At 63.7% G+C, this 21,067-nt stretch carries 32 protein-coding genes and 1 tRNA gene; 9 read left to right on the top strand and 24 right to left on the bottom strand.

Features of this window, described 5'->3' with window-relative positions:
* Nucleotides 1–33: 33 nt before the first annotated feature.
* The 19 genes from CB0101_RS12430 to CB0101_RS12340 form a co-directional block, all read right to left on the bottom strand.
* Nucleotides 34–1,773, bottom strand: a complete 1,740-nt coding sequence (locus CB0101_RS12430; RefSeq protein WP_010303315.1) for a CHASE4 domain-containing protein — start codon at nucleotides 1,771–1,773, stop codon at nucleotides 34–36.
* Nucleotides 1,770–2,207: a LytTR family DNA-binding domain-containing protein gene (locus CB0101_RS12425; protein ID WP_010303312.1), complete on the bottom strand. Its 438-nt coding sequence runs from the start codon at nucleotides 2,205–2,207 to the stop codon at nucleotides 1,770–1,772. Before CB0101_RS12425 ends, CB0101_RS12430 begins: the two co-directional genes overlap by 4 nt.
* On the bottom strand, nucleotides 2,183–2,515 hold the full coding sequence (locus CB0101_RS12420) for a LytTR family DNA-binding domain-containing protein (RefSeq protein WP_010303308.1): 333 nt from the start codon (nucleotides 2,513–2,515) through the stop codon (nucleotides 2,183–2,185). The genes CB0101_RS12425 and CB0101_RS12420 overlap by 25 nt, the downstream gene beginning before the upstream one ends.
* The gene (locus CB0101_RS12415) at nucleotides 2,512–2,808 is read right to left on the bottom strand and encodes a hypothetical protein (RefSeq protein ID WP_136644152.1); all 297 of its coding nucleotides are present in this window, start codon (nucleotides 2,806–2,808) and stop codon (nucleotides 2,512–2,514) included. The genes CB0101_RS12420 and CB0101_RS12415 overlap by 4 nt, the downstream gene beginning before the upstream one ends.
* A gap of 22 nt (nucleotides 2,809–2,830) precedes the next feature.
* On the bottom strand, nucleotides 2,831–3,913 hold the full coding sequence (gene istB, locus CB0101_RS12410; protein WP_136644151.1) for an IS21-like element helper ATPase IstB: 1,083 nt from the start codon (nucleotides 3,911–3,913) through the stop codon (nucleotides 2,831–2,833).
* The gene (locus CB0101_RS12405; protein WP_168187987.1) at nucleotides 3,910–4,668 is read right to left on the bottom strand and encodes a DDE-type integrase/transposase/recombinase; all 759 of its coding nucleotides are present in this window, start codon (nucleotides 4,666–4,668) and stop codon (nucleotides 3,910–3,912) included. Before CB0101_RS12405 ends, istB begins: the two co-directional genes overlap by 4 nt.
* On the bottom strand, nucleotides 4,626–5,222 hold the full coding sequence (locus tag CB0101_RS12400) for a helix-turn-helix domain-containing protein (RefSeq protein WP_168187986.1): 597 nt from the start codon (nucleotides 5,220–5,222) through the stop codon (nucleotides 4,626–4,628). The genes CB0101_RS12405 and CB0101_RS12400 overlap by 43 nt, the downstream gene beginning before the upstream one ends.
* 26 nt (nucleotides 5,223–5,248) lie before the next feature.
* Nucleotides 5,249–6,031, bottom strand: coding sequence for a histidine kinase (locus CB0101_RS12395; RefSeq protein ID WP_136644148.1), 783 nt, complete (start codon nucleotides 6,029–6,031; stop codon nucleotides 5,249–5,251).
* On the bottom strand, nucleotides 6,028–6,360 hold the full coding sequence (locus tag CB0101_RS12390; RefSeq protein WP_136644147.1) for a hypothetical protein: 333 nt from the start codon (nucleotides 6,358–6,360) through the stop codon (nucleotides 6,028–6,030). Before CB0101_RS12390 ends, CB0101_RS12395 begins: the two co-directional genes overlap by 4 nt.
* A 660-nt stretch (nucleotides 6,361–7,020) precedes the next feature.
* A complete protein-coding gene (locus tag CB0101_RS12385; protein ID WP_029552689.1) occupies nucleotides 7,021–7,332 on the bottom strand; it encodes a hypothetical protein in 312 nt (103 codons plus the stop codon).
* Between the two features lie 145 nt (nucleotides 7,333–7,477).
* Complete coding sequence (locus tag CB0101_RS12380; protein ID WP_136644146.1) at nucleotides 7,478–7,828, bottom strand: hypothetical protein; 351 nt, start codon at nucleotides 7,826–7,828, stop codon at nucleotides 7,478–7,480.
* Between the two features lie 808 nt (nucleotides 7,829–8,636).
* Nucleotides 8,637–10,208 carry a carotenoid isomerase gene (gene crtH / locus CB0101_RS12375; RefSeq protein WP_010303282.1) on the bottom strand — a complete coding sequence of 524 codons (1,572 nt, stop codon included), beginning with the start codon at nucleotides 10,206–10,208 and terminating at the stop codon, nucleotides 8,637–8,639.
* A gap of 29 nt (nucleotides 10,209–10,237) precedes the next feature.
* On the bottom strand, nucleotides 10,238–10,570 hold the full coding sequence (locus CB0101_RS12370) for a type II toxin-antitoxin system PemK/MazF family toxin (RefSeq protein WP_010303279.1): 333 nt from the start codon (nucleotides 10,568–10,570) through the stop codon (nucleotides 10,238–10,240).
* Nucleotides 10,567–10,821 (bottom strand): antitoxin MazE-like protein, encoded by a 255-nt coding sequence (locus tag CB0101_RS12365; RefSeq protein ID WP_071778091.1) that lies wholly within the window; start codon nucleotides 10,819–10,821, stop codon nucleotides 10,567–10,569. The genes CB0101_RS12370 and CB0101_RS12365 overlap by 4 nt, the downstream gene beginning before the upstream one ends.
* A gap of 37 nt (nucleotides 10,822–10,858) precedes the next feature.
* Entirely contained in the window at nucleotides 10,859–11,803 is a 945-nt protein-coding gene (locus CB0101_RS12360) for a cation transporter (protein WP_010303275.1), read from the bottom strand.
* Between the two features lie 24 nt (nucleotides 11,804–11,827).
* Nucleotides 11,828–12,229: a putative toxin-antitoxin system toxin component, PIN family gene (locus CB0101_RS12355; protein ID WP_010303271.1), complete on the bottom strand. Its 402-nt coding sequence runs from the start codon at nucleotides 12,227–12,229 to the stop codon at nucleotides 11,828–11,830.
* 5 nt (nucleotides 12,230–12,234) lie between these two features.
* The gene (locus tag CB0101_RS12350; RefSeq protein WP_010303267.1) at nucleotides 12,235–12,456 is read right to left on the bottom strand and encodes a ribbon-helix-helix protein, CopG family; all 222 of its coding nucleotides are present in this window, start codon (nucleotides 12,454–12,456) and stop codon (nucleotides 12,235–12,237) included.
* A gap of 40 nt (nucleotides 12,457–12,496) precedes the next feature.
* On the bottom strand, nucleotides 12,497–13,888 hold the full coding sequence (gene trmFO / locus CB0101_RS12345; RefSeq protein ID WP_010303264.1) for an FADH(2)-oxidizing methylenetetrahydrofolate--tRNA-(uracil(54)-C(5))-methyltransferase TrmFO: 1,392 nt from the start codon (nucleotides 13,886–13,888) through the stop codon (nucleotides 12,497–12,499).
* Nucleotides 13,889–13,943: 55 nt separating this feature from the next.
* Nucleotides 13,944–14,393, bottom strand: coding sequence for a hypothetical protein (locus CB0101_RS12340; RefSeq protein ID WP_029552708.1), 450 nt, complete (start codon nucleotides 14,391–14,393; stop codon nucleotides 13,944–13,946).
* Between the two features lie 130 nt (nucleotides 14,394–14,523).
* Here CB0101_RS12340 and CB0101_RS12335 point away from each other — a divergent pair, with 130 nt between their 5' ends.
* The 3 genes from CB0101_RS12335 to CB0101_RS15485 are packed head-to-tail and all read left to right on the top strand — an operon-like array spanning nucleotide 14,524 to nucleotide 15,772.
* Complete coding sequence (locus CB0101_RS12335) at nucleotides 14,524–15,027, top strand: hypothetical protein (protein WP_050778724.1); 504 nt, start codon at nucleotides 14,524–14,526, stop codon at nucleotides 15,025–15,027.
* Nucleotides 15,024–15,326 carry a hypothetical protein gene (locus CB0101_RS15490; RefSeq protein ID WP_168187985.1) on the top strand — a complete coding sequence of 101 codons (303 nt, stop codon included), beginning with the start codon at nucleotides 15,024–15,026 and terminating at the stop codon, nucleotides 15,324–15,326. Before CB0101_RS12335 ends, CB0101_RS15490 begins: the two co-directional genes overlap by 4 nt.
* Nucleotides 15,290–15,772, top strand: a complete 483-nt coding sequence (locus CB0101_RS15485; RefSeq protein ID WP_168187984.1) for a hypothetical protein — start codon at nucleotides 15,290–15,292, stop codon at nucleotides 15,770–15,772. Before CB0101_RS15490 ends, CB0101_RS15485 begins: the two co-directional genes overlap by 37 nt.
* A 119-nt stretch (nucleotides 15,773–15,891) precedes the next feature.
* Here CB0101_RS15485 and CB0101_RS12325 read toward each other — a convergent pair whose 3' ends face one another.
* Both CB0101_RS12325 and CB0101_RS12320 read right to left on the bottom strand, forming a co-directional pair.
* Complete coding sequence (locus tag CB0101_RS12325) at nucleotides 15,892–16,014, bottom strand: photosystem II protein Y (protein ID WP_010303228.1); 123 nt, start codon at nucleotides 16,012–16,014, stop codon at nucleotides 15,892–15,894.
* 93 nt (nucleotides 16,015–16,107) lie between these two features.
* The gene (locus CB0101_RS12320) at nucleotides 16,108–16,632 is read right to left on the bottom strand and encodes a gamma carbonic anhydrase family protein (protein WP_043716854.1); all 525 of its coding nucleotides are present in this window, start codon (nucleotides 16,630–16,632) and stop codon (nucleotides 16,108–16,110) included.
* 125 nt (nucleotides 16,633–16,757) lie between these two features.
* On the opposite strand from CB0101_RS12320, the gene CB0101_RS12315 reads away from it, so the two are divergent.
* A tRNA-Lys gene (locus CB0101_RS12315) sits at nucleotides 16,758–16,829 on the top strand.
* Nucleotides 16,830–17,065: 236 nt separating this feature from the next.
* Entirely contained in the window at nucleotides 17,066–18,454 is a 1,389-nt protein-coding gene (locus CB0101_RS12310; RefSeq protein WP_010303221.1) for a hypothetical protein, read from the top strand.
* Here the strand turns inward: CB0101_RS12310 and CB0101_RS12305 are convergent.
* The 3 genes from CB0101_RS12305 to CB0101_RS12295 form a co-directional block, all read right to left on the bottom strand.
* On the bottom strand, nucleotides 18,423–18,641 hold the full coding sequence (locus CB0101_RS12305) for a helix-turn-helix domain-containing protein (RefSeq protein ID WP_029552706.1): 219 nt from the start codon (nucleotides 18,639–18,641) through the stop codon (nucleotides 18,423–18,425). The two genes, CB0101_RS12310 and CB0101_RS12305, sit on opposite strands and share 32 nt — an antisense overlap.
* The gene (locus CB0101_RS12300) at nucleotides 18,641–18,838 is read right to left on the bottom strand and encodes a hypothetical protein (RefSeq protein ID WP_010303218.1); all 198 of its coding nucleotides are present in this window, start codon (nucleotides 18,836–18,838) and stop codon (nucleotides 18,641–18,643) included. The genes CB0101_RS12305 and CB0101_RS12300 overlap by 1 nt, the downstream gene beginning before the upstream one ends.
* Before the next feature lie 69 nt (nucleotides 18,839–18,907).
* The gene (locus tag CB0101_RS12295; protein WP_136644145.1) at nucleotides 18,908–19,222 is read right to left on the bottom strand and encodes a hypothetical protein; all 315 of its coding nucleotides are present in this window, start codon (nucleotides 19,220–19,222) and stop codon (nucleotides 18,908–18,910) included.
* Between the two features lie 214 nt (nucleotides 19,223–19,436).
* On the opposite strand from CB0101_RS12295, the gene CB0101_RS12290 reads away from it, so the two are divergent.
* The 4 genes from CB0101_RS12290 (at nucleotide 19,437) to CB0101_RS12275 (ending at nucleotide 20,720) form a co-directional block, all read left to right on the top strand.
* Complete coding sequence (locus tag CB0101_RS12290) at nucleotides 19,437–19,685, top strand: galactose oxidase (protein ID WP_246833752.1); 249 nt, start codon at nucleotides 19,437–19,439, stop codon at nucleotides 19,683–19,685.
* Between the two features lie 3 nt (nucleotides 19,686–19,688).
* The gene (locus tag CB0101_RS12285; protein ID WP_136644100.1) at nucleotides 19,689–19,982 is read left to right on the top strand and encodes a DUF1651 domain-containing protein; all 294 of its coding nucleotides are present in this window, start codon (nucleotides 19,689–19,691) and stop codon (nucleotides 19,980–19,982) included.
* Between the two features lie 141 nt (nucleotides 19,983–20,123).
* Nucleotides 20,124–20,381, top strand: a complete 258-nt coding sequence (locus tag CB0101_RS12280; protein ID WP_136644144.1) for a hypothetical protein — start codon at nucleotides 20,124–20,126, stop codon at nucleotides 20,379–20,381.
* Between the two features lie 153 nt (nucleotides 20,382–20,534).
* Nucleotides 20,535–20,720: a hypothetical protein gene (locus CB0101_RS12275; protein WP_136644143.1), complete on the top strand. Its 186-nt coding sequence runs from the start codon at nucleotides 20,535–20,537 to the stop codon at nucleotides 20,718–20,720.
* Nucleotides 20,721–21,067: the final 347 nt, after the last annotated feature.

The raw sequence follows: 21,067 nt of genomic DNA, 5'->3' as shown, positions 1-21,067 counted from the left end.
GCCCGCTGATCGCGTCACGTTCTGAACGGTTGCTCATCGCTGCTTGGTTTCATGGTTGTTGCCTGCCTGTTTGACCAGCAGCTCGCTGATCTCCTGCACCGGCACTCCGATTCGTGGGCCGCTAGCGAGGTTCACGCCTCGCTGCCACAAACCCTGCAGGTCGTCCTGTTGTTGCACCCCTCGCACCGACACTTGTAGATCGCGTGCATGTCCCAGCTCGATCAGGGCTTGGATCAGTGCTTGCTGGGCTGTGAAGACTGAGGGGTTGCTCCAACCTGGTGTGAATAGCTGCACTTCATCCACCCACTGTTTGTGCAGCCAGATGGCTGGATCCAGAGCTCCCCCCGCATGCAACCAGCCCAGCGCGAATCCGGCGTTGCGCCACAGCGGTAGGTGTTGACTGATTGCATCGGCACTTGCGTTAGCGCCTTCGATGCCAATGGTGCACAGCTCCGCTGGCATGTTGTGGTTGTTGAGGATGGCGACCAGCTCCTGAAGAGTTCGTGGGTTGCCCCACAGCGAAGGGGGGAGATCCAGCTGCAGGCCAAGATTGCAGCGCACACCCGAGGGCAAGTTGCTCCAGGCCTTGATCGCTTTCCGGTAGTGCTCCAGGGTGCGCTCATGGCCCGCGAGCACGTGCACGCGCTGGAGCTCGCCTTGGTGATTGCGCATCGGTTCGAATTGCACCCCTGCGCTTTGGCTCGGTGCCTCTTGCTGATTACGCAGCGCCTGGGCCACCAGCTCCAGCTTTCTGGCGAGATCGTCGATCGGATCGCCGCATCCGTGGCTGAGCAACTGCAGCGCTTGTTCGCGTTGGCGATCCGGCAGGTTGTTGAGCCCTTGTTCCAGTTGACCCCGGGCTCGGCGCAGCCGTTGTTGACTGCGTTGTTGTTGTTGCCGCTGCAGGAGCAAGCTGCGGCGCCGCTGCAACATCAAGCCGGCCCGCAGCCCCAGCAGGGAGAGCAGAAAGGGCAGCGCCACGCTGAGGTCGCTGCCCAGGGCGGCGATTGCTTCGCCTATGACGGGTTTGGGGTTGAGATTGAGCACCCGCTGATCAGGGCCCCAGAGCGGTTGCCCCTGAAGCTGGAGGGTCTGGTCCCCAGGCGCGCCTGCGATCAGCTGCCGCTCCAGGGTCTGCATCAGGGCCTGCATCGCAGGCCCATGGCTGGGATGGCGCAGGGGGGCCAGCAGCACCATAAGGCCCGATGCCGCGGCTCGTTCGCTGGTATCGGTGATCGGCTCGATCACACCGATCCAGAGCCGGGTTCCGTTTTGATCACGGCAGTGGATTCCCAGGGTTTGCGGTGCGGCCAGCAGTGCTGTGCTCTGGGCCTGGCTGCAGCGCACCAAGGGGTCTTGCGCCCAGCTGGAGGGCCCGCGGCGGCCCTGCATGGTGAGCAAGGCGCCGCTTCGGTTGACGATCAGCACCACCGGAGCCACACGGCTTAGCCCGTTGGCCACCTTCAGGTTGCGGGCGGGGTAGCCGGGCGCTTCGCCGCGGGCAAAGGCATGGGTTTCATCCCAATGGGCCCAGTCGTAGGCGGTGGCCCGCAGGGTGCTCCATTGGGCGGCCGCCAGCTCGATGCCCTGCTGCAGCTGTGTATCGCGGCGCTGGCGCTCCAGGCGGTGGTGGCGCTCCAGCGCCAGGGCGCATAGACCTAATGCCAACACCAGGCTGCCGCGTTGCAGCCACCGGCGCTGCCAGGGCGCCAGGGCCTGCGCCTCTTGCTTGCCCCAGGAACGCAACCACTGCAGCGGATGGCGTTGGCTCATGGCTGCAGAGCCAGGGCCTGTTGCAACCGGATCGCGGCCGTGCTGCCCACGGCCAGGGTGGGGGCCTCGGCGGCGCTGCCAAAGCGCAACAGCGTGCAGCTGCGCGATTGCCGCTCGCAGCGGCTGATCCGGCTTGCTTGCACGATCGTGGAGCGATCCAGGCGTAGGAAGCGCTCAGCCGGGAGTTGTTCCTCCCAGTATTTGAGCGGACGCTTCACCATGAGCCCAGGCCCCTCTTGCAGTTGCAGATGGGTGTAGTTCTGCATCGCCGCTACCCAGAGAATCTCCGCAAAGGGCACGAATTGGCGCACACCCCGGTCGCCGTCACTTGCTTCCAGCCACAGGCCAGTGCTGGTGGCTGGTGTGGGCGATGCTGTCGAGCTCCTGCGCTGCCTAAGGCGCTCGAGGCTCAGGCCCAGGCGCGCTGCCTGCACCCGCTTGAGAGATAGTCGTGCACACCTGCGGCAAAGGCGTCCACGGCGTAGTCGCTATGGGCGGTGGTGAAGATCACCTCCACCCCTTGGGGGATCTGGCCGAGCAGGGTGTGGCCATCGCCACCGGGCATGCGTTCATCGAGGAACACCAGATCGATCGGGTGCTGTTGAAGAACGCCAACGGCCTCCTGCACGGAGCACACCATCGCCAGCACCTCCACATCCCCGCAGAGCCTCAGCAGCTCTTGCAGGCGCTCCAGGGCCGGAGGTTCATCGTCAACCAAGAGGGCGCGCAGAGGGCTTGTCATCGCAGAGGAAGCATCAACGTGGCGATCACCCAGGCGCCGTCTTGGCGGATCGAGAAACTGGCCTGGTTGCCGTAGTGCCAGTGCAGGCGCTGCGCGAGGCCGCTCAGGCCGTAGCCCACGCCGCTTGGGCTGCTCCCTTGGTCGGCTGCGAGAACACCGGTGTTGCACACCTGCAGCTGCAGCTGCTCCGCCGTCCGCTCAAGGCTGATGCGCAAGTGCAGGCAGCCAGCGTTGTTGCCCTGGCCGTGCTTAAGCGCGTTTTCCACCAGCGGTTGAAGCAGAAAACGTGGCACGGCTTGATGGTGTAGGTGCGGGTCACTGGTAATGCGTGTTTCGAGGCGCTCGCCGAAGCGCAGTTCTTCCACACTTGTCAAGCGACATCCGCTTTTGGTCCTCCGGCGACACGAAATCTGGTCCAGCTGATGGTCTGCTGATGGGGCCTTCCGTTGGCTTTTCGATCGTTGCCTCATCGGTGTGTGTCGTGACGTGGTTGTTGTGGGCTGCGGAACCTGTGCTGCCTGATTCGAGTTTTCCTTCAGGCCTCCTCACTGGGCGGCGGTGGCTGTAGGCCAGCGCTGTCCTGTGAGGAGGAACCGCCGCCTGCGGGCGGATGAGACCGCTGCGACGTTTCCCTTTGAGCCGGTAGCTGTCGCCCCGGATCGTCAGCACGTGGCTGTGGTGCAGCAGCCGATCGAGGATTGCCGTGGCAACCACCTGATCACCAAACACCTCGCCCCACTCCATGACGGGGCGGTTGGAGGTGATCAACACGCTGCCGCGCTGGTAGCAGCGGGAGATCAGCTGGAAGAACAGATAGGCCGCGTTCGGCTCAAGCGGCAGGTAGCCGAGCTCATCGATGATCAGCAGCCGGGTTTTGGCGTACTGCGTCAGCCTTGCTTCCAGGGCGTGCTGCGCCTGGGCTTTGGCCAGGGCTGTGATCAGCTCCATCGCACCGACGTACTGGACGCTGTGACCGAGCCGCACCGCCTCCCGGCCCAGTGCCACGGCCAAGTGGGTCTTACCCACACCCGGCGGTCCGAGCAGTAGCAAGGTGTCGCCGTTGGCCACCCAACGGCAGGTGGCCAGCTCGCGGATTTGGGCCGGATCGATCGACGGCTGAGCCTCGAAATCAAATGCCTCCAGCGTCCGCACATACGGAAAGCGCGCCAGCCGCAGCGCCATTTCCATCCGCAGCTGGTCCTTGCGAGCCACCTCAGCTGTGCAGAGCCAGGTCAGCGCCTCACGCAGGTTCATCTCCCGCCTTGCCGCCTCCTCCAGGAGCGCATCGAGGCGATCGCGGATGGCCGGTAGCCGCAGGCGGGTAAGCATCGCCTCCAGCTCCTCGGTCGGCACCGGTGGCGTGATGGGTGTGGATCGGTTGCGCGGGTTGGTGCTCATGCCGCTACCTCACCGATCAGCTCGGCATAGACGGCCAGAGGCCGGGCCAGTTCAGAGCTGCGAACCATGCGCCGCTCCTGCTCTTGCTCCTGTTCTTGATCACAACGCTCGCTGGTGTCCCGCAGCGAACGCACCGCCTCGCGCCGCTGCCGTTGCGGCACCAGGCCATCCCAATGGCCGTCGATCACCTGGCGGCTACGGCTACCAGGCCGCTGACGCCTGTGCTCAGCCACGATCCTGCCGCCATGGCGGATCAGAACCTGTTGATCGCGCACCAGCACGCTCACCCGCTGGCGGATCAGCGCCTGCGGCGCCGAATACCAGTTCGCTTCCACTTCCACGCAGCAGTCGCTGTGCACAACGCGCACCAGCTCCCGCTCTGCCAAGAAGGACGGCTTGGCCTCCAGCGGCTGCAAGGCCTGGGCTTCTGCGCGCATAAACCGCTCCAGCGGCGCCTCACCCGTGGTGCCATGCACCCTCAGGTCAGCGACCTCACGGGTCCAGCGCACCAGATGGGCCTCCAGCTCCGCCCAGCTGCTGAACTCCCGCCCGGCCATGGCGTTGCGTTTGACGTACGCCACCCCACGTTCGTCTTTGCCTTTCGTCCTGGCCCGGTACGGCCGGCAGGCGCGGGGCTTGAACCCCCAGTAGCTGGCGAACTGCTCAAGCCGCTGGGCAAACACCAGGATCTGTCGTTCCGGATCGTGCTGACTCACCAGGGCGCGAGCGTTATCCACGAGCACCTCCTGAGGCACACCGCCCCAGTGCCGGAACCCTCCTCCAGGGTTGAGAGCCAGTGGTCCTGCTTCTCGCTGCGGAACGCCCGCACCAACAGTCGCCTGGAGTATCCCAAGGTGAGCACCGCCAGGTGCACCCGCACCCGCTCGCCGCCAATACGCACCACGCACTGGCCAAAGTCCGCCTGCAGCTGCCGGCCCGGTGGCGTCTCAAACCGCACCGTCGCCACAGCTGCGTTGCGCAGCTCACGCCGCCATGGCTCAACCGCACGCTCCACCGTGCGCAGGCTCACCTTGATTCCCTTCTCACTGGCCAACTCCTGCCGCAGCACGTCGGCATTGCCGCGGTGGGCCAGAAATCGCTGCCGCAGCCACTCCCGTTGACCATCGAGAACCGAGGTGCGGCAGGGCTTGCCATAGGGCTGCCAGCCACCCTGCCGTAGGTACTTGCGCACCGTCTCCGGCGAACAGCCCAGTTCCCGGGCAATCCGTCTACGGCCCCAGCCTGCTGCCGAAAGCCGCTGCATCGCCTCCACATCCTGAGGGGTCTGCACCGGCATCTCCGCAGCCATCGGCTCCAGAGATGACGCCCCTGCGCTCACCGTGTCGTCAGGCCTGGCTCGCTCCACAGGGTGGACCAGTTTTCGTGTCGCCGCCGGACCAGTTTTTGCTGTCGCCTGACAACACTGAGGTAGTTGTTGAGCGCTTCCATTTGTGTGGCGAGCGGTTCCCATTCCGCATCACTGCGATCGAGCGTGTAGCGCAGGTAGCCGGCCAGGCCCTCACCGGCACTTTCCACCGCATCGGGATCATGGCGGCAGGCGATGAGGGTGTTCATCGCGTTCATCAGAAAGTGGGGTTGAAAGGCGGCGGAGAGCAGGCTGAGCTGGGCCCGGCTCATGGCCAGCTCTGTGGCGGCATGGCGGGCCTGAACCTGGAGCCGCTCGCGGCTTTCGGCAATGAGCAGATAGAAGCCAGCCCACACCATCAGGCGCAGTTCCAGCCCGAGCACATAGACCCAGAACTTCACGGCGCTCATGGCTGGGTCGACATCACCAATCGCCAGCCGCACCCCGCGGATCAGCAGTGAACTCCCGATGGCAAACAAGCTGAGCAGGCTGATCACCAGGGCAGCCCGCTGCCAGCCTGTGAGGGCGCGCCAGCGCGGCCGCTGCTGCAGACTCCGGTGCAACCAGACGCAGAAGAGCCAACCCGCCAAGGCCCTGGAGCTCACGAACCAGGGCAGCTGGTACACCTGCGATTGGAGCACGGTGGCAGTGATTGCGGCCTCAAGGCCAACCACAAGCCAGAAGAGGCTATTGGCGAGTGCAAACCAGTGCTGAATCAGCCAGTGCTGAAGCTGCGGCAGGCGCCGATTCACATCACCAGCCACATCAACGCTGTCAAGCCTACGAAGGGATGGCAGGGGTAAAACAGTAGCGGCGCCCTGTTCATCCCCGGAATTGCCGGATTCATCCAATCGCTGGTGCGAGTGGCTCGCCGGGGGGAATAGCTGATGTCTCCGATGAACAAGGCTTTGATACTGAACAGAGCCTTCTCAACTCCTCGTGTTTGAGGGGTCGTGATCAGATTGATTGCGATACAGCTGTAGGTGTAGTCGCTCAAGGCGCCGATCGGCTTGGTACCTGGCTCCTTTGAATGACTTCGCGGGTCAATGATTCCCGTTGAGATCACATCGCGGTCTGTCAACATGATGCTGCCCGGTTTGCCTTCATTGATGAATGCAATCGGTTATCATTTGAAAACCTTGCTAAATCGAGACTGCCTTGTAGTCAGCTCTTTGGTGCCAGCATGCATCTAATAGGGTCTATAGAGAGAGTCTATAGGAAGTCTGATTGGGAGTCCCTCGATCCTTTTTTGTGCGCTGGAATAGTATGATCTAGGGTTGCTTTCTGTGCGTCAACTAGGTAAGGTTGCTTTTGGATAATCTCAGTTGCAAATGCTTCCGGCCAGTGTAGGGCCGTTATTGCTAGGGACCTGACTCGAATGTTCGGTTGCCTTTGTGGCGACTTCCTGTTCATTCCCTCTCAGGGCTGCGGCCACGGGTTCTAGGTCGAGATTTCTAGAAATAACTCTGACCGATTTGCGCAGGCGAAGGCACTGGACTCAGCGCATTGAGATCTTGGCGTTATAGGCAGGCGCAGCAGGCAGGCTATGGACAGCTGAAACGGCGTGTATCCTCTAAGAATTCTTAGAGAAATAGCTTGATTGCAAGGTCTCGAATTGTGCTTTAATCGCCTTGGGGTCGAGTGTATCGAATCTAGATCGGTCAGAAGTCGATATCAGCTGTCTCGAAAGGCGAAAAAAGCCCAGTTTGTCACTGGGCTTTGTGAGGATCACAAGTAGACGTTATTGAAAAATCGTTGTGCTGCCAGCTTCTCCAGTTACGGTTTCGTATGTTTGGCCGTCTTCGCCGCTGAAGACCTTGGTTTCTCCCCGTTTGACTGTCAGATCCTTGCCGCTTTTCTTGTCTCCTTTCTTGCCGCTCTGCTTGCCGGCTTTTTGTTTTTTGGCTTTATGGGCTGCTTTCTTGGAAGCCTTGGCTTCGACGCGAGTTGTTCCCTTATTGCCGTCGTTACCCTTCTTGCCAGCCAGGCTTGCAGTGGGAGCGATCAGGGCTGCGCTGAGAGCTGCTGTAGCGACAAGTCTGAAGATGTTCACGGACGAGTGAAAATTACCATTTCAATTTTAGCCTGATTGGAGATTGCTGCTCGAGCGTTGCGGCCACTTGTTCGGCTGGACCGTTGTGCTCGAGTATTCACTACGTCAGTGTGAAATCAGCGCTGATGCCGCCGTGGTCGGAGTTTCAGGGTGGGCCGAGCGGTTGTGCGCTTTCGACGGGCGATATGAAACGGGAGATGGTTTTTGGTGTGAAGCCGGCGCCAAATAGAACAAGGTCGAGTCGTTCTGGATTCACGCTGTATGGCGCCAGTCTGAGGTCGTCGTTGACGCCATAGGTGACGCTCTTTTTGAAGCTTGCTTTAGGTTTAAGGGTTGTCCAGGTGTCGACCAGCTTCTTGCCGGCCAGCACGTCGTAGGTGCCGTATGCAGCAGATTCGGGATTCTCGGCATCGGAGTTGAAGGCCGCCACCAGCAGGGTGCGTTTCTTCGACTTTGCAGGCCCATTGATGAGTCCGCGTGCTTGCTGTTCCTGCACTCGTTTCCAAGTGCGAGTTCACAAAGCGAATGCGCTCGCCGTTGAACTTCACGTCAGCAGCGGTCCAGCCTCGGCTCACATCTAGGCCCGTGACCAAGTCGAGCTGAGCCTCATAGGCTCCCGCTTTGCTCTTGGCTAGCTTGAATGACTTCGCTGGCAAATCAGTGCGCATCAAGATCACATCGCGATCTGTCAGCCTCACGCTGCTCTTCTCGCCTTCATTGATGAAGGCTGGTAGTTGACCGTCGAAAGCCTGGTGAACTGAGACTGCCTTGTAGTTGGCTCCTTGGCGCTCCAGTGCGTTCAAGAGAATCTGGAGAAAGTCGAACTGAACGTCCGTCGCTTCTTCGTTGATGCCCTGGGCTGTTCGATAGAGGGATACTTCCTGCAGGCCAACTAGGTGAGGTTGCTTTGCGGCGATCTCAGCGGCAAACGCTTCCGCCCTTGTCGGAAAGTCGCTGGTTTGAACCTGGTTTCAAAACTCTGTGGCTTTGGTGAAGACTCCTTGTTCATCCCCGCTCAGAGCCGCTGCGGCCACGGGCTCGAGGTCGGCGCCCAGGTAAAGATTTCTCGACAGCACCCTGAGCTGGTTTTTCTTGCTTGCGTGTTCAGTATTCGTGCAACACCAAGGGATTTTTTTCTTTGCTCTCTGGGGACCAATCCAGCGTCTTCGGGGACGAAATGGTGCATCTGCCTCGTGTCGATGCCGATCTGCTCGGCCTAGATGAAGTCGCTGAAGCATGCCCCCGCGATGGAGTGGCGTTGGGTTGGTCGCTGCCAGCTGCACTGTCTTTGGCGAACAGAGTGTTCAGTCCGGCAGCGCCCAGGGGTTGAGCCCCAAGTCGGCGCCGATGCGGTGGGCGCAGGCAAAACCACTGAAGGCCACGGCATTGAGCCCCTGGCCGGGGAAGCAGGAATCGCCCACGCAATAGAGATGATCAACCCCGGTGCGGTTGAACGGCATCGGCAGTAGACCCGGTAGCCGCAGCGATGGGATCGGGCCGTAGCTGCCGCCCATGCGGCCGAGGAAACGGCGGTGCGTGCGCGGGGTGCCAATCTCCTGGTGGCGAATGGCGGTGCCAAGGCCCGGCAGGATTGCCTCCAGCCGTTGCACCAGGCGTGCGGCGTCGGCGCTTTTCTTGGCTTTGTACTCGGCGGGGCTGAGCTTGCTCCAGGCCTGGATGTCGCTGGGGGTAAATGTGTGCACGATGTGCCGGCCTTCCGGAGCCAGGGAGGGATCGAGCAGCGTGGGGATCGATACGAAGACCACACCCTGCTCGCTTTCCATCTCGCCCCAGTCTTCAAGCAGCAAGTGGTGGCAGTGGAAGCCTTCGGGAATCACCGAGGCCTCCACACCTAGGTGCAGCGAGAGAAAGGAGGGGGAGGGCTTGTAGCGGCGCCGCCAGGTGGTTTCGGCTTTGGGGGTGTGGGCGGCATCCACGAGTGACGCGCTTCTGGGGCGCTGCACATCAGCGTTCTCCTGAGGAGTTTCAAACGTGTCCCAGCGGGTGGCGTTGCTCACCACTCGGCGGGCGCGGATCTCCTCGCCATCAGCCAACCGCACGCCGACGGCCTGGCCGTTCTCGATCAACACCTTGGTGACGCGCGCCTTGTAGCGGATGGCGCCGCCATGGCTCTCCAGCCCGGCCACCAGCTTCTCCGCGATTACCCCCACGCCTCCTTTGGGGTAGTTGATGCCGCCGGCATGGCGATCGGAGAACACCATGCCCGCATTGATCATCGGGGTGAGGTCCGCCGGCATCACGCTCCAGCAGAAGCACTCCATATCGATCAGCTTGAGCAGCTGTTCGTCTTGGATGTGCTTGCGGGCCACATCGCCCACGTTGAACGGCAGCCAGCGGGCTAACCCCAGGCAGGCCAATGGCGCCTTGAAAAACACCTTCGCGAGGTAGGCCGGGTCCTCAAGCGAGAGCAGTGGCATCGTATCGAGGCAGTTGAACACCTGCCAGCAGGTGTCGTAGAAGGCGCGGATGCCCTTGGCTTCGTGGGGGAAGAGGGCTGAGAGGCGCGCGATGAAGGCTTCGTAGTCGCGGTCGACCGCCACGTTGTGCCCGCCGGGCAGGTGGTATTCGAGCTGGGCTGGATCGGGGATCGTTTCGCAGTGTTGGCCCACATCGGCCAGGGCGCGGGTGAGCAGGTTGGTGTGCCCTTTCTCGCCGAAGCCGAAGATCATCGACGCGCCTACATCAAAGGTGTAACCCTCACGCCGGAAGCTGCCCCCCGAGCCCCCTGGAATCAGGTAGCGCTCCAGTACGAGCGTTTTCGCTCCCTTAGCCGCTAGCTGCGAGGCGGTCACCAGCCCGCCGATGCCCGAGCCGATCACGATCACGTCCCAGGTGGGGGCGGGGCTGCTGGTCACCGGTGGGCTCGGGCGGGGTTGGGGCGACCCTAGGAGCTGGCCAGGCCAAGAAACACGATCGCGCATTGGCTGAGGCGGTGGAGATCAGCACGGCTTAGTTGGCCAATGCATTGCCCCAATCGGCGTCTCGACACGGTGGTGATCTTGTCGACCATCAACCGGCTGACTGAAGTCAGTCCATTGGTGGGCGAGGGTTCCACTGCGATCCGAAACAGCGGCAGATCTGTGGCATCACTCGTGAAGGCGCAGATGGTGACGGAGTCGGTTCCGTCGAAAGCGTCGTGTTGCAGGATCACCGCCGGTCGTGGCTTGCCAGTCACGTCCCCGCCGCCAGCCACGGTCCAGATTTCGCCTCGTTTCACAGCTCGTTGAGTAGGCCGATGCTGTCAATGAATGATTGATCTGCTTCGGCGTGAGCACTTGCGCTGGCGGCTCGTGACTGTGCGTGGGCTGCTGCGGCAAACGCTTCGGATCGTGTATCGGGCACCCAGATCTGGATTGGTCGCAGGCCTTGTTCGCGAAGCCTTTGGCGGTGAGCGGCAACGCGCAGCCGAGCTGCCTGGCGCCGATCCCCTCTGGGCTCGACGCTGCTTGGTCCTCCTCCTGAAGTCATTGCACGTTCGCCGACGGTTGTAACATGTTACGCAGTCCTATGGCATCGGCGCAAACGGCGCCTGCCCGGTGAGGATCACCTCGGTGCGGACTGGGCCCAGCAGCTCGCCGCAGCGTTGGTCGATGCGTTCACGCAGGCGATCGAGCCAGGGGCCATCCACCGGCATGGCGGGGTTGAGATAGGCCACCACAAAGGTGGTGCGCCCCACTTTCATCACGGTGAGATCGAGCAGCCAGGTCGACATACCGCTCAGTAGCTCCTGCACCGCCGCTCGGGTGCGTGCGATCAAATCCGGGTCGCAGGCGGCTCCAGCGGTTTGGCGCAGAGCGCGCCAGAACTGCTGCAGCGGCTCAGGCAGCACCACCAGGGCCAGTGCCAACACCAACACCGAATCGGCCACCGGCACCAGGGCTCGCAGGGGGGTGGACTCCAGCAGGGGTGCGCCGAGCAGCGCCGCCCCAGCCACGCCGCTGATCAGGCCATCGATGCGGGCGGCATGGGCTTCGGTGCGCAGCAGTTCGCTGCAGCGGCCGCTGCGCTGCCAGTCGATCTCGTGGCGCCAAGCCAGGGCCAGGCAGAGCACCACCATTAGCCCGGCGTAGGCGGCGACGGGGCGCAGCTGCACGGCCTCCACCGCTTGGCCGGCCAGGTGGTTCACGATCGTGGTGCCAGCGGTGATCAGGGCCACGCTCAGGATCCCGATCAGCACCAGCGAGCGGAACAGCACATACAGCGCTTCCTGGCCGTCGTAGCCATAGGGGTAGGCGCGATCGGGCGGGCGCACCACGTTGGCGCCGATGCGGGCGGCGATCCAGCTGGAGGCGGCCATCACACCGGAATACAGGCCATCGAGCAGCAGCGCTTCAGAGCCCGAAAGCGCGTAGACGCTGATGCCCATCACCGCCATCACCAGACTGGCGGCCACGCCGATCTGGAGGGAGCGCCGCTCGATCTGGCGGGCGCCGGGTGGGGCGTGGGTCATAGCGGGAAGGGCGCTAGTCCAGCTCTAGCCAGGCGAGCGCAACTGTTCCCAGCAACCGCGTGGATTTATGATGGGAATCGGCGGCGCCACGCAGGCCAGGACGCCTTGATCACCGGTGACGAATAGGTCGGCGTCGATCAGCACGGCACTGGCGACCACCCATTCGTCATCCGCATCGATCAGTCCGAGCTCAAGCGTTTGTTCGGGTCTGGGTGCAATGGGCTGATCGCGCAGAAACGTTTCGATCGCATGGATCTGCGCGATCGGCAGTTTTCCCTTACGGCTGAGCACCTCGCGCAATTCGCTGATCACCACTTCGCTGCTCACCAGCGTGTGCTCCGCGAGCACCAACCGCAGCAGATCGGCGCACAAACCGCGCGCAAGGAAGGCGCTCACCAACACATTGGTGTCGAAGAAAACCCGCACGCGCCTCAGGAGATGGCGGCGAACACGTCGTCATCGGTGAGCCAACCCGCCGCCTCACCGAAGGGCAGCGCCTGGCGACGCAAGCGCTCGAATCGCATCAGTTGCAATTGCCTGCGCAACGCGTCGCGAACGATTTCACCCCGGGAGCGGCCGGTTTCGGCGCAGACGGCCTCGAGCTCCTGCTCCAGGTCGTCTTCGAGGCGGATGGTGAGTGACCGGTTTTTCATGCACCAAATTGTAGTGCGAGCCGTCCGGTCGAGGAACTGCTCAAGCTGGAACTGGCTCTGCTGGCTGTGATGGGACTGCCATGAACGGCTCCAGATCCGCCAGAGCCCGATCCCGATACGCGCCATAGCGCCGGCGCTTATCGCGGATCCGCTCCGGTAATTCCGGCAGCAGCCCGAAGTTGGGGGGCATCGGCTGGAACTTCTCGCTCGGAGCCTCAGCGATGAAGTGGGTGAGGGCGCCGATCATGGAGGTGGAGGGCAGCTGCAACGGCTCCTGGCCGAGGGCCAGCCGCGCAGCGTTGGTGCCAGCCAGCCAGCCGCCAGCTACGGCCGCCGCATAGCCCTCGGTGCCGGTGATCTGCCCCGCGGCGAGCAGCGTGGGCCGTTGGCGAAATTGCAGGGTGGGATCCAGGAGCTGTGGCGCCTCGAGGAAGGTGTTGCGGTGCATCACCCCGAAACGCACGAATTCGGCGTTTTCCAGGCCCGGGATCATCCGCAGCACCCGTTTCTGCTCGCCCCATTTGAGGTTGGTCTGGAAGCCCACCAGGTTCCAGAGGCGGCCGTCTTTATCTTCCTGGCGCAGTTGCACCACGGCGTAGGCACGGTTGGCGCGGCGCACATCGCGGTCGTTCACATCGCCCCAGCGCGGATCCCAGAGGCCGATGGGTTTGAGCGGGCCGTAGCGCATCGTGTCTTCGCCGCGGCGGGCGAGCTCCTCGATCGGCAGGCAGCCCTCGAAGAAGGTGGCGTTCTCCTTCTCGAAATTCTTGAGTTCGGCCTGCTCGGCGGCCAGCAGCGCCTCGCGGAAGGCGAGGAACTGCTCTTTGTTCATCGGGCAGTTGATGTAGTCGGCATCGCCCTTGTCGTAGCGGGAGGCGCGGAAGGCCACGCTCAGATCGATGCTCTCCCCCTCCACGATCGGGCTGGCGGCATCAAAGAAGTGGCAGTCGGCGCGGCCGGTGAAGGCGCGCAGCTGCTCCGCCAGGGGTTCACTGGTGAGCGGACCGGTGGCGAGCACGGCGATCTCGCCGGGCCTGGGCAGTTCGGTGTGCTCGCGGCGCTCCACCGTCACCAGCGGGTGCTGCTCCAGCGCTGCGGTGAGGGCGGCGCTGTAGCGGCCACGGTCCACCGCCAGGGCGCCGCCGGCGGGGACGGCGTGCTCATCGGCGGTGCGGATCACCAGGGAGCCCAGGCGCCGCAGTTCCTCCTGCAGCAAGCCGGCAGCGCGGTCGCTACTCAGTGCTCCGAAGCTGTTGCTGCACACCAGCTCGGCGAATTCGCTGCTGTGGTGCGCCGGCGAGCGGCGAATCGGTCGCATCTCCACCAGGCGCACCGGCACGCCGGCGCTGGCGATCTGCCAGGCGGCTTCCGTGCCGGCCAGGCCGGCACCAATCACCAACACCGCGTTGCCGTTGAACCCTGCGGCCTGCATGGCCCCTGCCCATCTGCTCTTCAGCTAAACACTGCAGGCGTCAGGGCCGTGGCGCTCAACCCACGTCCACGAAGTTCACCGTGGCGTAGACGCGATCCCAGATGTGCCCTGGCCCGGCCAACAGGATTGTGAAGGCATCCTCCTCGGGGGTGATGGTGCCGAGCATCTGGTCGGTGCCATCCACGCTCCACATCAGGAATTCCTTGGCCCATGGATCCACCATGCCGATGTACTCCTGGCTGTAGGTGGTGCCGTCCTTGGTGAAGGTGCGCGTCGCACTGAGTTGTCCGTTGGTGAGAACGTCGAAGTCGAGGTTGTAGTTCCGGGCATCGCGGAAATCTGTACCTCCGCCGGCATTGATGATCGCGTCGCCATCCACATAGCTCATGCTGTGGTAGCTGGGTTTCCAGTTGCCATCGGCGAGGTAGTTGTTCCAGCGGCGCAGTTCGCGGTTGAAGCGCCGGTGGCTGCGCGCCACGGTTTTGATCGTGTCTTTGGCCGCCATGGGTTGATGTCGGATGCATTCACCGTGACGATTGGGCGCGCGAGCGTCAACAACGCCGCAGCTCAGTGCAATCGGCTTGACGCGCGCTTCGCCTGTGATCAGGTTGCGGGAATCGGATCCGTGGGTGGCGATGAATCGATCGTTGCTGGTGTGGCTGAGTGCAGGGTTCGCCTGCAGCTGGTTGGGGTGGGCTCCAGTGCACGCGGAAACGGATCTCATCTACAGCCTCAACACCACCTGCAGCCTCGGTAAGGGCAAGGCCCAGCCCTGTCAGGTGGAGGCGGTGGAGGTGGGTGAGGCCACCGAATACCGCCATCGGTTGGGGGCCCGCACGATCAGCTACCGGATCCTTGAAGACCCCACCGTGCGTATTGAAGGGCGCAAAGCGGCCGGTGCGCCCTGGACCAGCGTGCGCAACGCCTGGATCAACTTCGCCACCAACGAGCTCTGCTTCAACGACCGCGCCTTCTGCGTGGTGAACCCCACCTTCCTGGCCGATGTGCAGGCCGAGGCGCAGGGGCCGGCCTTTGAGGGGCGCGAAACCGTGGGGCTGGCCTTCGGTGAGGCCGGCCGGGTGGACATCGCCTGTTTTGACAACGGCTGCCGTCGACTGCTGGAGGCCATCGGACGATGACGATTCGGATGCGTGGGTTCGCCCTGGCTTTGGGGGTGGCATTGGTGCTGCAGCCGCTGGAGCTGCTCGCCGCGGTGGAGATCCCGGCGGCGGTGGAGATCGCCCGTGGGGCGGCGGCCGAGGCGGTGGCGGGCGCGGCGGCGGTGGTCGCGGTGCCTCCCGCGGCGGGAGTGGTGCTCGAACGGGCTTCTCCTCGTTCAGCGGCGGCAGTAACCGCAGCAGCCTGCGCCTGGAGACGCGGCCAGCGGAACGCAGCGGGCGCGTGGACACCCGCCAGGGCAACCGCAGCGATCGGGTGAATGACCGCAACCGCACCCGCCGCCAGGCGATCAACACCTGGGACCGGAACCGTCCCAACTGGGTGAACAGCAACTGGAACGTGAATCGCCCCTGGCGCTATGGCTGGTACGGCGGCTCCACGTGGAACAACTGGGGCTGGTGGCCGGGCCGGGCCGCCGCCTGGGGCCTGGGCAGCCTGGCCACCTTCGCGGTGATCGACAGCCTGGTGGACAGCGCCGTCAGCAGCCAGACCAATTACATCGTGGTGCCCGATTCGGACTATTCGCTGTACTACAGCTCGGTGCAGCCCACGGGCGATCTGGTGACCTTCCAGGCCGACGATGGATCCAGCACCCTCACGTTCCGCGCCGACTGCCGCTCCGGAACCCTGAACGGTTACCCCCCGCAGAACGCCAACGAAGCTCAGCTGCTCAATGCGGCCTGCCAGGTGGCCTTCGGGCAATGAGGGGCGTTTCGCGCGAGATGCGCTGAATCCCGGGATGGGCTGAACATGCAAAAGCCCCCGCTTTGGCGGGGGCTCTCGGTACGCCGGCCAGAAACGACGAGCGAACGCTCAAGCGGCGATCAGCCGTTGGCGCGCTTCAGCATCATCTGCAGCTGGCCCACGGCAGCGCGGCCGATGTTGAACACAGCCCAGCCAGCGGCCAGCGCGATCGGGGTCACAACGAGCAGGAGCCGGGCGTCCATGACTGGGCGTTACGTAGGTGCTTCATCTGATCTTACGGACCATCCCCAGGCCACCGAGTGCGCCCCAGGGCAGTTGACTGAATTCGCAGCAATTCAGGCCTGCGAAAAGCCGGGATCGCTGGAGCGGCCGGCGTGGGCCATGGCCAGTTGGCGGTAGCGGCGGGCGTGTTCGCGTTGCTCGGCCGCCTGCTCCTCGCGCAGCTCGCGCTTCAGCTGGGCCGGTGCGCCCATCACCAGCGCCCGCGGCGGCACGTTCTTGGTGACCACCGAACCGGCGGCCACCAGCGCACCGGCTCCCACGGTGACCCCATTGAGCACGATGGCGCCGATCCCGATCAGGCAGCCGTCTTCCAGGGTTGCGCCATGCACCACGGCCCGGTGGCCGATGGTCACGTCGGCTCCGATCGTTACGGGCTGGCCAGGGTCGCCATGCAGCACGGCGCCGTCTTGCACGTTGCTGCCCTCGCCGATGGTGATGGCGCACACGTCGCCGCGGGCCACGGCGGTGGGCCAGAGGCTGGCCCCGGCCGCCAGGCGCACATCGCCGATCAACACGGCCGAGTCGGCCACCCAGGCATCGGGATGCAGCGTGGGCTGAGGCCAGGGCTGATCAGGCATGGCAGGCGGCTGAGCGGCGGCATCGGCCCCCATTCTCGGCGCGGTTGGAGGCCGGACCCTCCGGGTGATACCTTCACGTGGTGCCCGAAAGGGCCACCCCCGAACCTGGTTCTCCAGCTCCGGGCGGGTCGTTAGCTCAGCGGTAGAGCACTCGGCTTTTAACCGATTGGTCCTGAGTTCGAATCTCAGACGACCCATTTTGTGTCTCAGCTTTTGCTGACTGGCTTTTGCCAGTAGCAGCAAGTGATCTCAGGCTACTGGAAGGCCTTTGGGCCAGGCCGGAATGAGATCGCGAATGTGCTGAGAAGGCGCCAATTGCGCCAAATGTTTGGGGGTTTCCCCCAAACACCCCCAAACATCACGGGATCCCTTGGGGCACCGTGAGACCGATCGGCCAGCGGCTGGGGAACTCTCCCCTTAAAGCCTTTGAGCCATGACACAGGCCAACAGCGCCTTGAGCAGCGCCAACGGTGTGTTGCGAGCCCATCACCTGCCCTTCCGGTTGCGGGCGGGGCACAACAGCCGTTGGGTGAGCGTGTACGAAAACCTGCCCGGGCGGCGGGTACGGGAGCGGGCCGTGCGCGGCTGCTCCAGCCAGGACGATCTGGCGATTGAAGAACTCTGCTTCCGGCTGGTGAGCGAGGCGCGTAGGCAGCCCGGAGCGACCCTGGAGCAACTGCTCGGTAGCCCAGGCGATGAGCCAGGCGGCATGGCGCCGCGGCTGGCCCCGAGCTGGCCGGAGATCTGTGATGCCGTGGTGGCGTTCCAGCGCCGCCAGGGCGTGAACATGAACCTGGTGGGCCCATTCAAAGGGCAGGGCTATTTCCGCCTGCTGCCGGCCGATGGTGCGGCCCGGGAGGCGGATGTGCGCCGCTTTGCTCTCCACACCGGTGACAGCCTGCGCGCCCACCTGGCGGACCCCGCTGAGCCGCTGGTGCCTGTGGCGACTCACCGCCAGGGCTTCCGCCAGAAGCGGGAGGTGGTTTCGTTGCTGCGCCGGGCGGGGTTTGGCTCGATTGCGCCCGAGAGCCTGAGCGAAGAGCTCAAGGGAATGGTCAATCACAAGAAGGTGGTGCTCCTGGCGGCCGGTGAATCCAGGCGCCGGATCCCGAGCACAGAGGCCATCCAGGAGTGGCTCGATCAGGTGATCGAGGAAGACCCTCTATGGGGTTGGTTGTTCGCGATGGTGGCCACCTACGGCCTGCGTCCCCATGAGGTGTGGCACATCGATGGCCTGCCGGATCAGAACGGGCTGATCACCATCGGCGTTGCCGCGCGCCATATCAAGGTCACGAAGACCGGCTTTCGCGCGGCGGTTCCCCTGCCGGCGGAGTGGGTAGAGCGCTATCAGCTGGGCGGGGGCAACGGTGAACAGCGGCTGGAGGAACTGCGCCGCCGCCATGTGCCCAAATTCGTGAACGAGGACGGCGAACCATTCGATCCCGAGCGCGACCTAGTGAAGCGATGCGACAACAACGAACGACTCGGGGCGCTCTGCTGCCACAAGCTGCGCAGCTCCGATGCCAAGGCGGAGTTTGAGCTCAAGAACAAGCTCTACGCCTGGGTGGAAACAGCGCCGGCCCAGGGCAAGAAGAAGGCACAGAAAAGGAAAGAGCGCTGCGTGCCCTATGACCTGCGACACGCCTATGCGATCCGGGCCCGGGAAACAACAACCTGGAACTACGCGGATGTGGCGGCCGTGATGGGCCATAGCCCAGAGGTGCACCGCCGGACGTATCTGAGTGAGATCAGTAGTGAGCAGACCAAGGCGTCAGTCGTGCGCCGCCTGCTCAGCGGCGGCAGTGAGGCCGCTGCCGGTTGATCTGCACGGCGCAGCGCTCGGGCTGCCACAACTGATCGGAGCGCGGGCAGCAGGGGTTCATCCGAACCCAGTGCTGCCCTTCTCGTAGAAGGCCGCTGTGCACCCATCGGCGCAGGGAGGAGCGGCTGACCTTGAGCTGCGTGCACAGCTCAGGTGTTGAGAGCCAAAGGGTTCTCTGCTCGCCCATCAGCTGATCCTCCCGAGGGCGAGCTCACAGCGCTGGCGGTGCCAGAGCAGGTGTGAGCGTGAACTGGTTGGGTTCTTGGCCACCAGATGCCGCCCGTCCTTGAGCAGCCCCGAACGGCGGATGGCAAAGAGGGTGGAGCGGCTGATGGCCAGATGGGAGCAGAGCTCGGCAGTGGTGAGCCAGAGGTGATCACTCATCGGCAGCAGGGCAGACGACGCTGCGACCAGAGCGGCCGCACGGGAGGCTACTGGCGGTGATCTGAACCCTCAGACCTCCTCCTCCCAGAGCCCCATCCGCTCGAGCCAGGCGTCGGACTGCTCAAAGCTCCAGCCGTGATCGGTTTCCAACACGTCGGCGATGGCGACCATCACATCGAAGGAGCGGCCGTCGTAACCGCCGCGGGCGATGGCGGTGCGCTGCAGAGCCGTGCCCAGTTGCAGGAGATCCAGTTCCGCCAACCAGTCGCCCTGCTCAAAGGCCGCAAAGGCGTGGTCTTGCTGGAAGGGCGGGAGCGTGAGCTCGTCGGCTGAGGCTGCCTGGTGAGTGGGCGGCGTCAGACAGGAGCGCGTCCAGCTGAGCATCGGCAGCAGGGTTGGGACTAGAGGCAGAAGTGATCGGAAGAAGGCGAGCAAAGGGGATGGTGTGAGGCCCAGAAGGGTTCCGACGTCGTCAGCGGGCGTGGCTGACAGAGGCAGTCGATGCCCAAAGAGCCCGAGCCAACCCGCACAATCCCTGCTAGTACAGGTGTACGCATGGAGAAGATTGATGGCTGCTTCTCGAATCCGGCCCACCGCGGTGACTGCAAGCAGTGACTGCGAGACCTGGCCGTATCTGGACGTGGGCGTCCTGCGCCCCAGCCGGAGCCGCAAGGTCTGCATGACCTGCCATTGGTTCAGGCACCACGCCGGAGCCGAGTGCATCCCGGTGCTCACCTGCCAGCTGCACCGCGGCCAGATCGCCCAGGGCGAACACCTGATCCGCCGCTGCCAGGGCTGGACGGATGACATGGTTCGCCAACGGGGTTGGGCGCCGGAGGCGGGCTGAGGGGTGTTCGTTCAGAAGGGTCAGCGGATTCCGTCGGCTCCGGCTGAGGGCTGGCTGAGTGATGGCCGCCAAGTCCTGCACTTCAAGCCCGCGATCTGGAATCAGTGGCAGCAGGAGCTGGAGATCACCAGCGGCCAGGTGTTGCGGGATCAAGCAGTGCCGTTGCTGCAGCGGCGTGTGCGCCTCAGCCGCGAGCGAGCGGTTGAGCTCTGGCGTCAGCGCCTGGCGGAGGGGTGGAAACCGTGCACGCCGCAATGGCAACCACCGCCACTGCTGGAGCCGAGATGGGGACGCTGAACACGCGACACCTCGTACACCGCCTAAGCCCGGGCGTTAAGAAACTCATAGCGCGCCATTGAAGAGCATTGGTCACGTTTTAGTTTCGTGCTCCCAAAAATAAGGACTGCAGCCGTTGCTATAGCCAGCTGATCTCCACCAATGGCCTACGCCTCCATAGAAATGCCTCCATTCCAGTTAGCTCCAGGCGAACAGGATCCTCGCTTTCAACTTGATCCAAGCCGTATGCCGCGGCGGCTTGATCTTGATCTTCCTGAGGAGTTGCTGGAGAAATTGATGAGGCAGGCAGGGCGCAGTCATCGCTCACTGCCAGAACTGATTGAGCACATTCTTTCTCAATCCTGCGTGGAGATTGTCGAGGATGCTCGATCGCATGATGCACCCTCTCTGCCTGAATAAAGGCTGCAGACTGCAACGCTCTGCTGCATCGCTGCCGTAACTCCGATCACCTGTTTGGATCGGGCCACCATGCATCAGATGCGAGACCTTTTGTGAAGCCACAGGCGTGATGAGCTCAACCGGAAAACAAAGTAAAGATTTCAGCTATAGAGGTTGTCCTTGCCCCACGCAAATCCCTCTGACTGTCGCGGAGAGTCGCGATCCAGTCGAGCGAGCAAGCGGATCACCATCACGATCCCTTACAGCACCTTCCGCGACCTTGAAAGCCGCAGCCTTGAGGAGGGTCGCTCGCTGAGCAATCTCGCGGCCTGTCTACTGGAGCGCGCTCTAACCACGTAGACCCAGGCTAGAGGCACAAGCCAAAGGCCACCTTGCTCCCACTCGGGCGCCAAGGCAATGCGTGTAAACGCCGATTGCTCAGCGCCAGCGGCGGGGCGAATCTGTATGCATCAACCAAGGAGGCGCCCAAATGGACGACACGCCACCCCGCTACCTGCCAGAAGCACGCTGACTGCAGGCCCCTGCTCCAACAGTCTTCACCCAACCGTGGGCAGGTCGTTCAGCCAGGCAAGAGGAAGGTCCTCAACCTGTGCGCCTGACTGATCGACACTCCGTTTGCACCGCACAGCTGCCCCAGGAGAGCCAACGCCCACACCTGGAACGTTCGGCCCCAGGCGCCAACGCCA

This window comes from Synechococcus sp. CB0101, assembly GCF_000179235.2.
Taxonomy (GTDB): Bacteria; Cyanobacteriota; Cyanobacteriia; order PCC-6307; family Cyanobiaceae; genus Vulcanococcus.
Note: the sequence above shows the minus strand (reverse complement) of the source record. Positions and strands in the feature narration are given on the sequence as shown.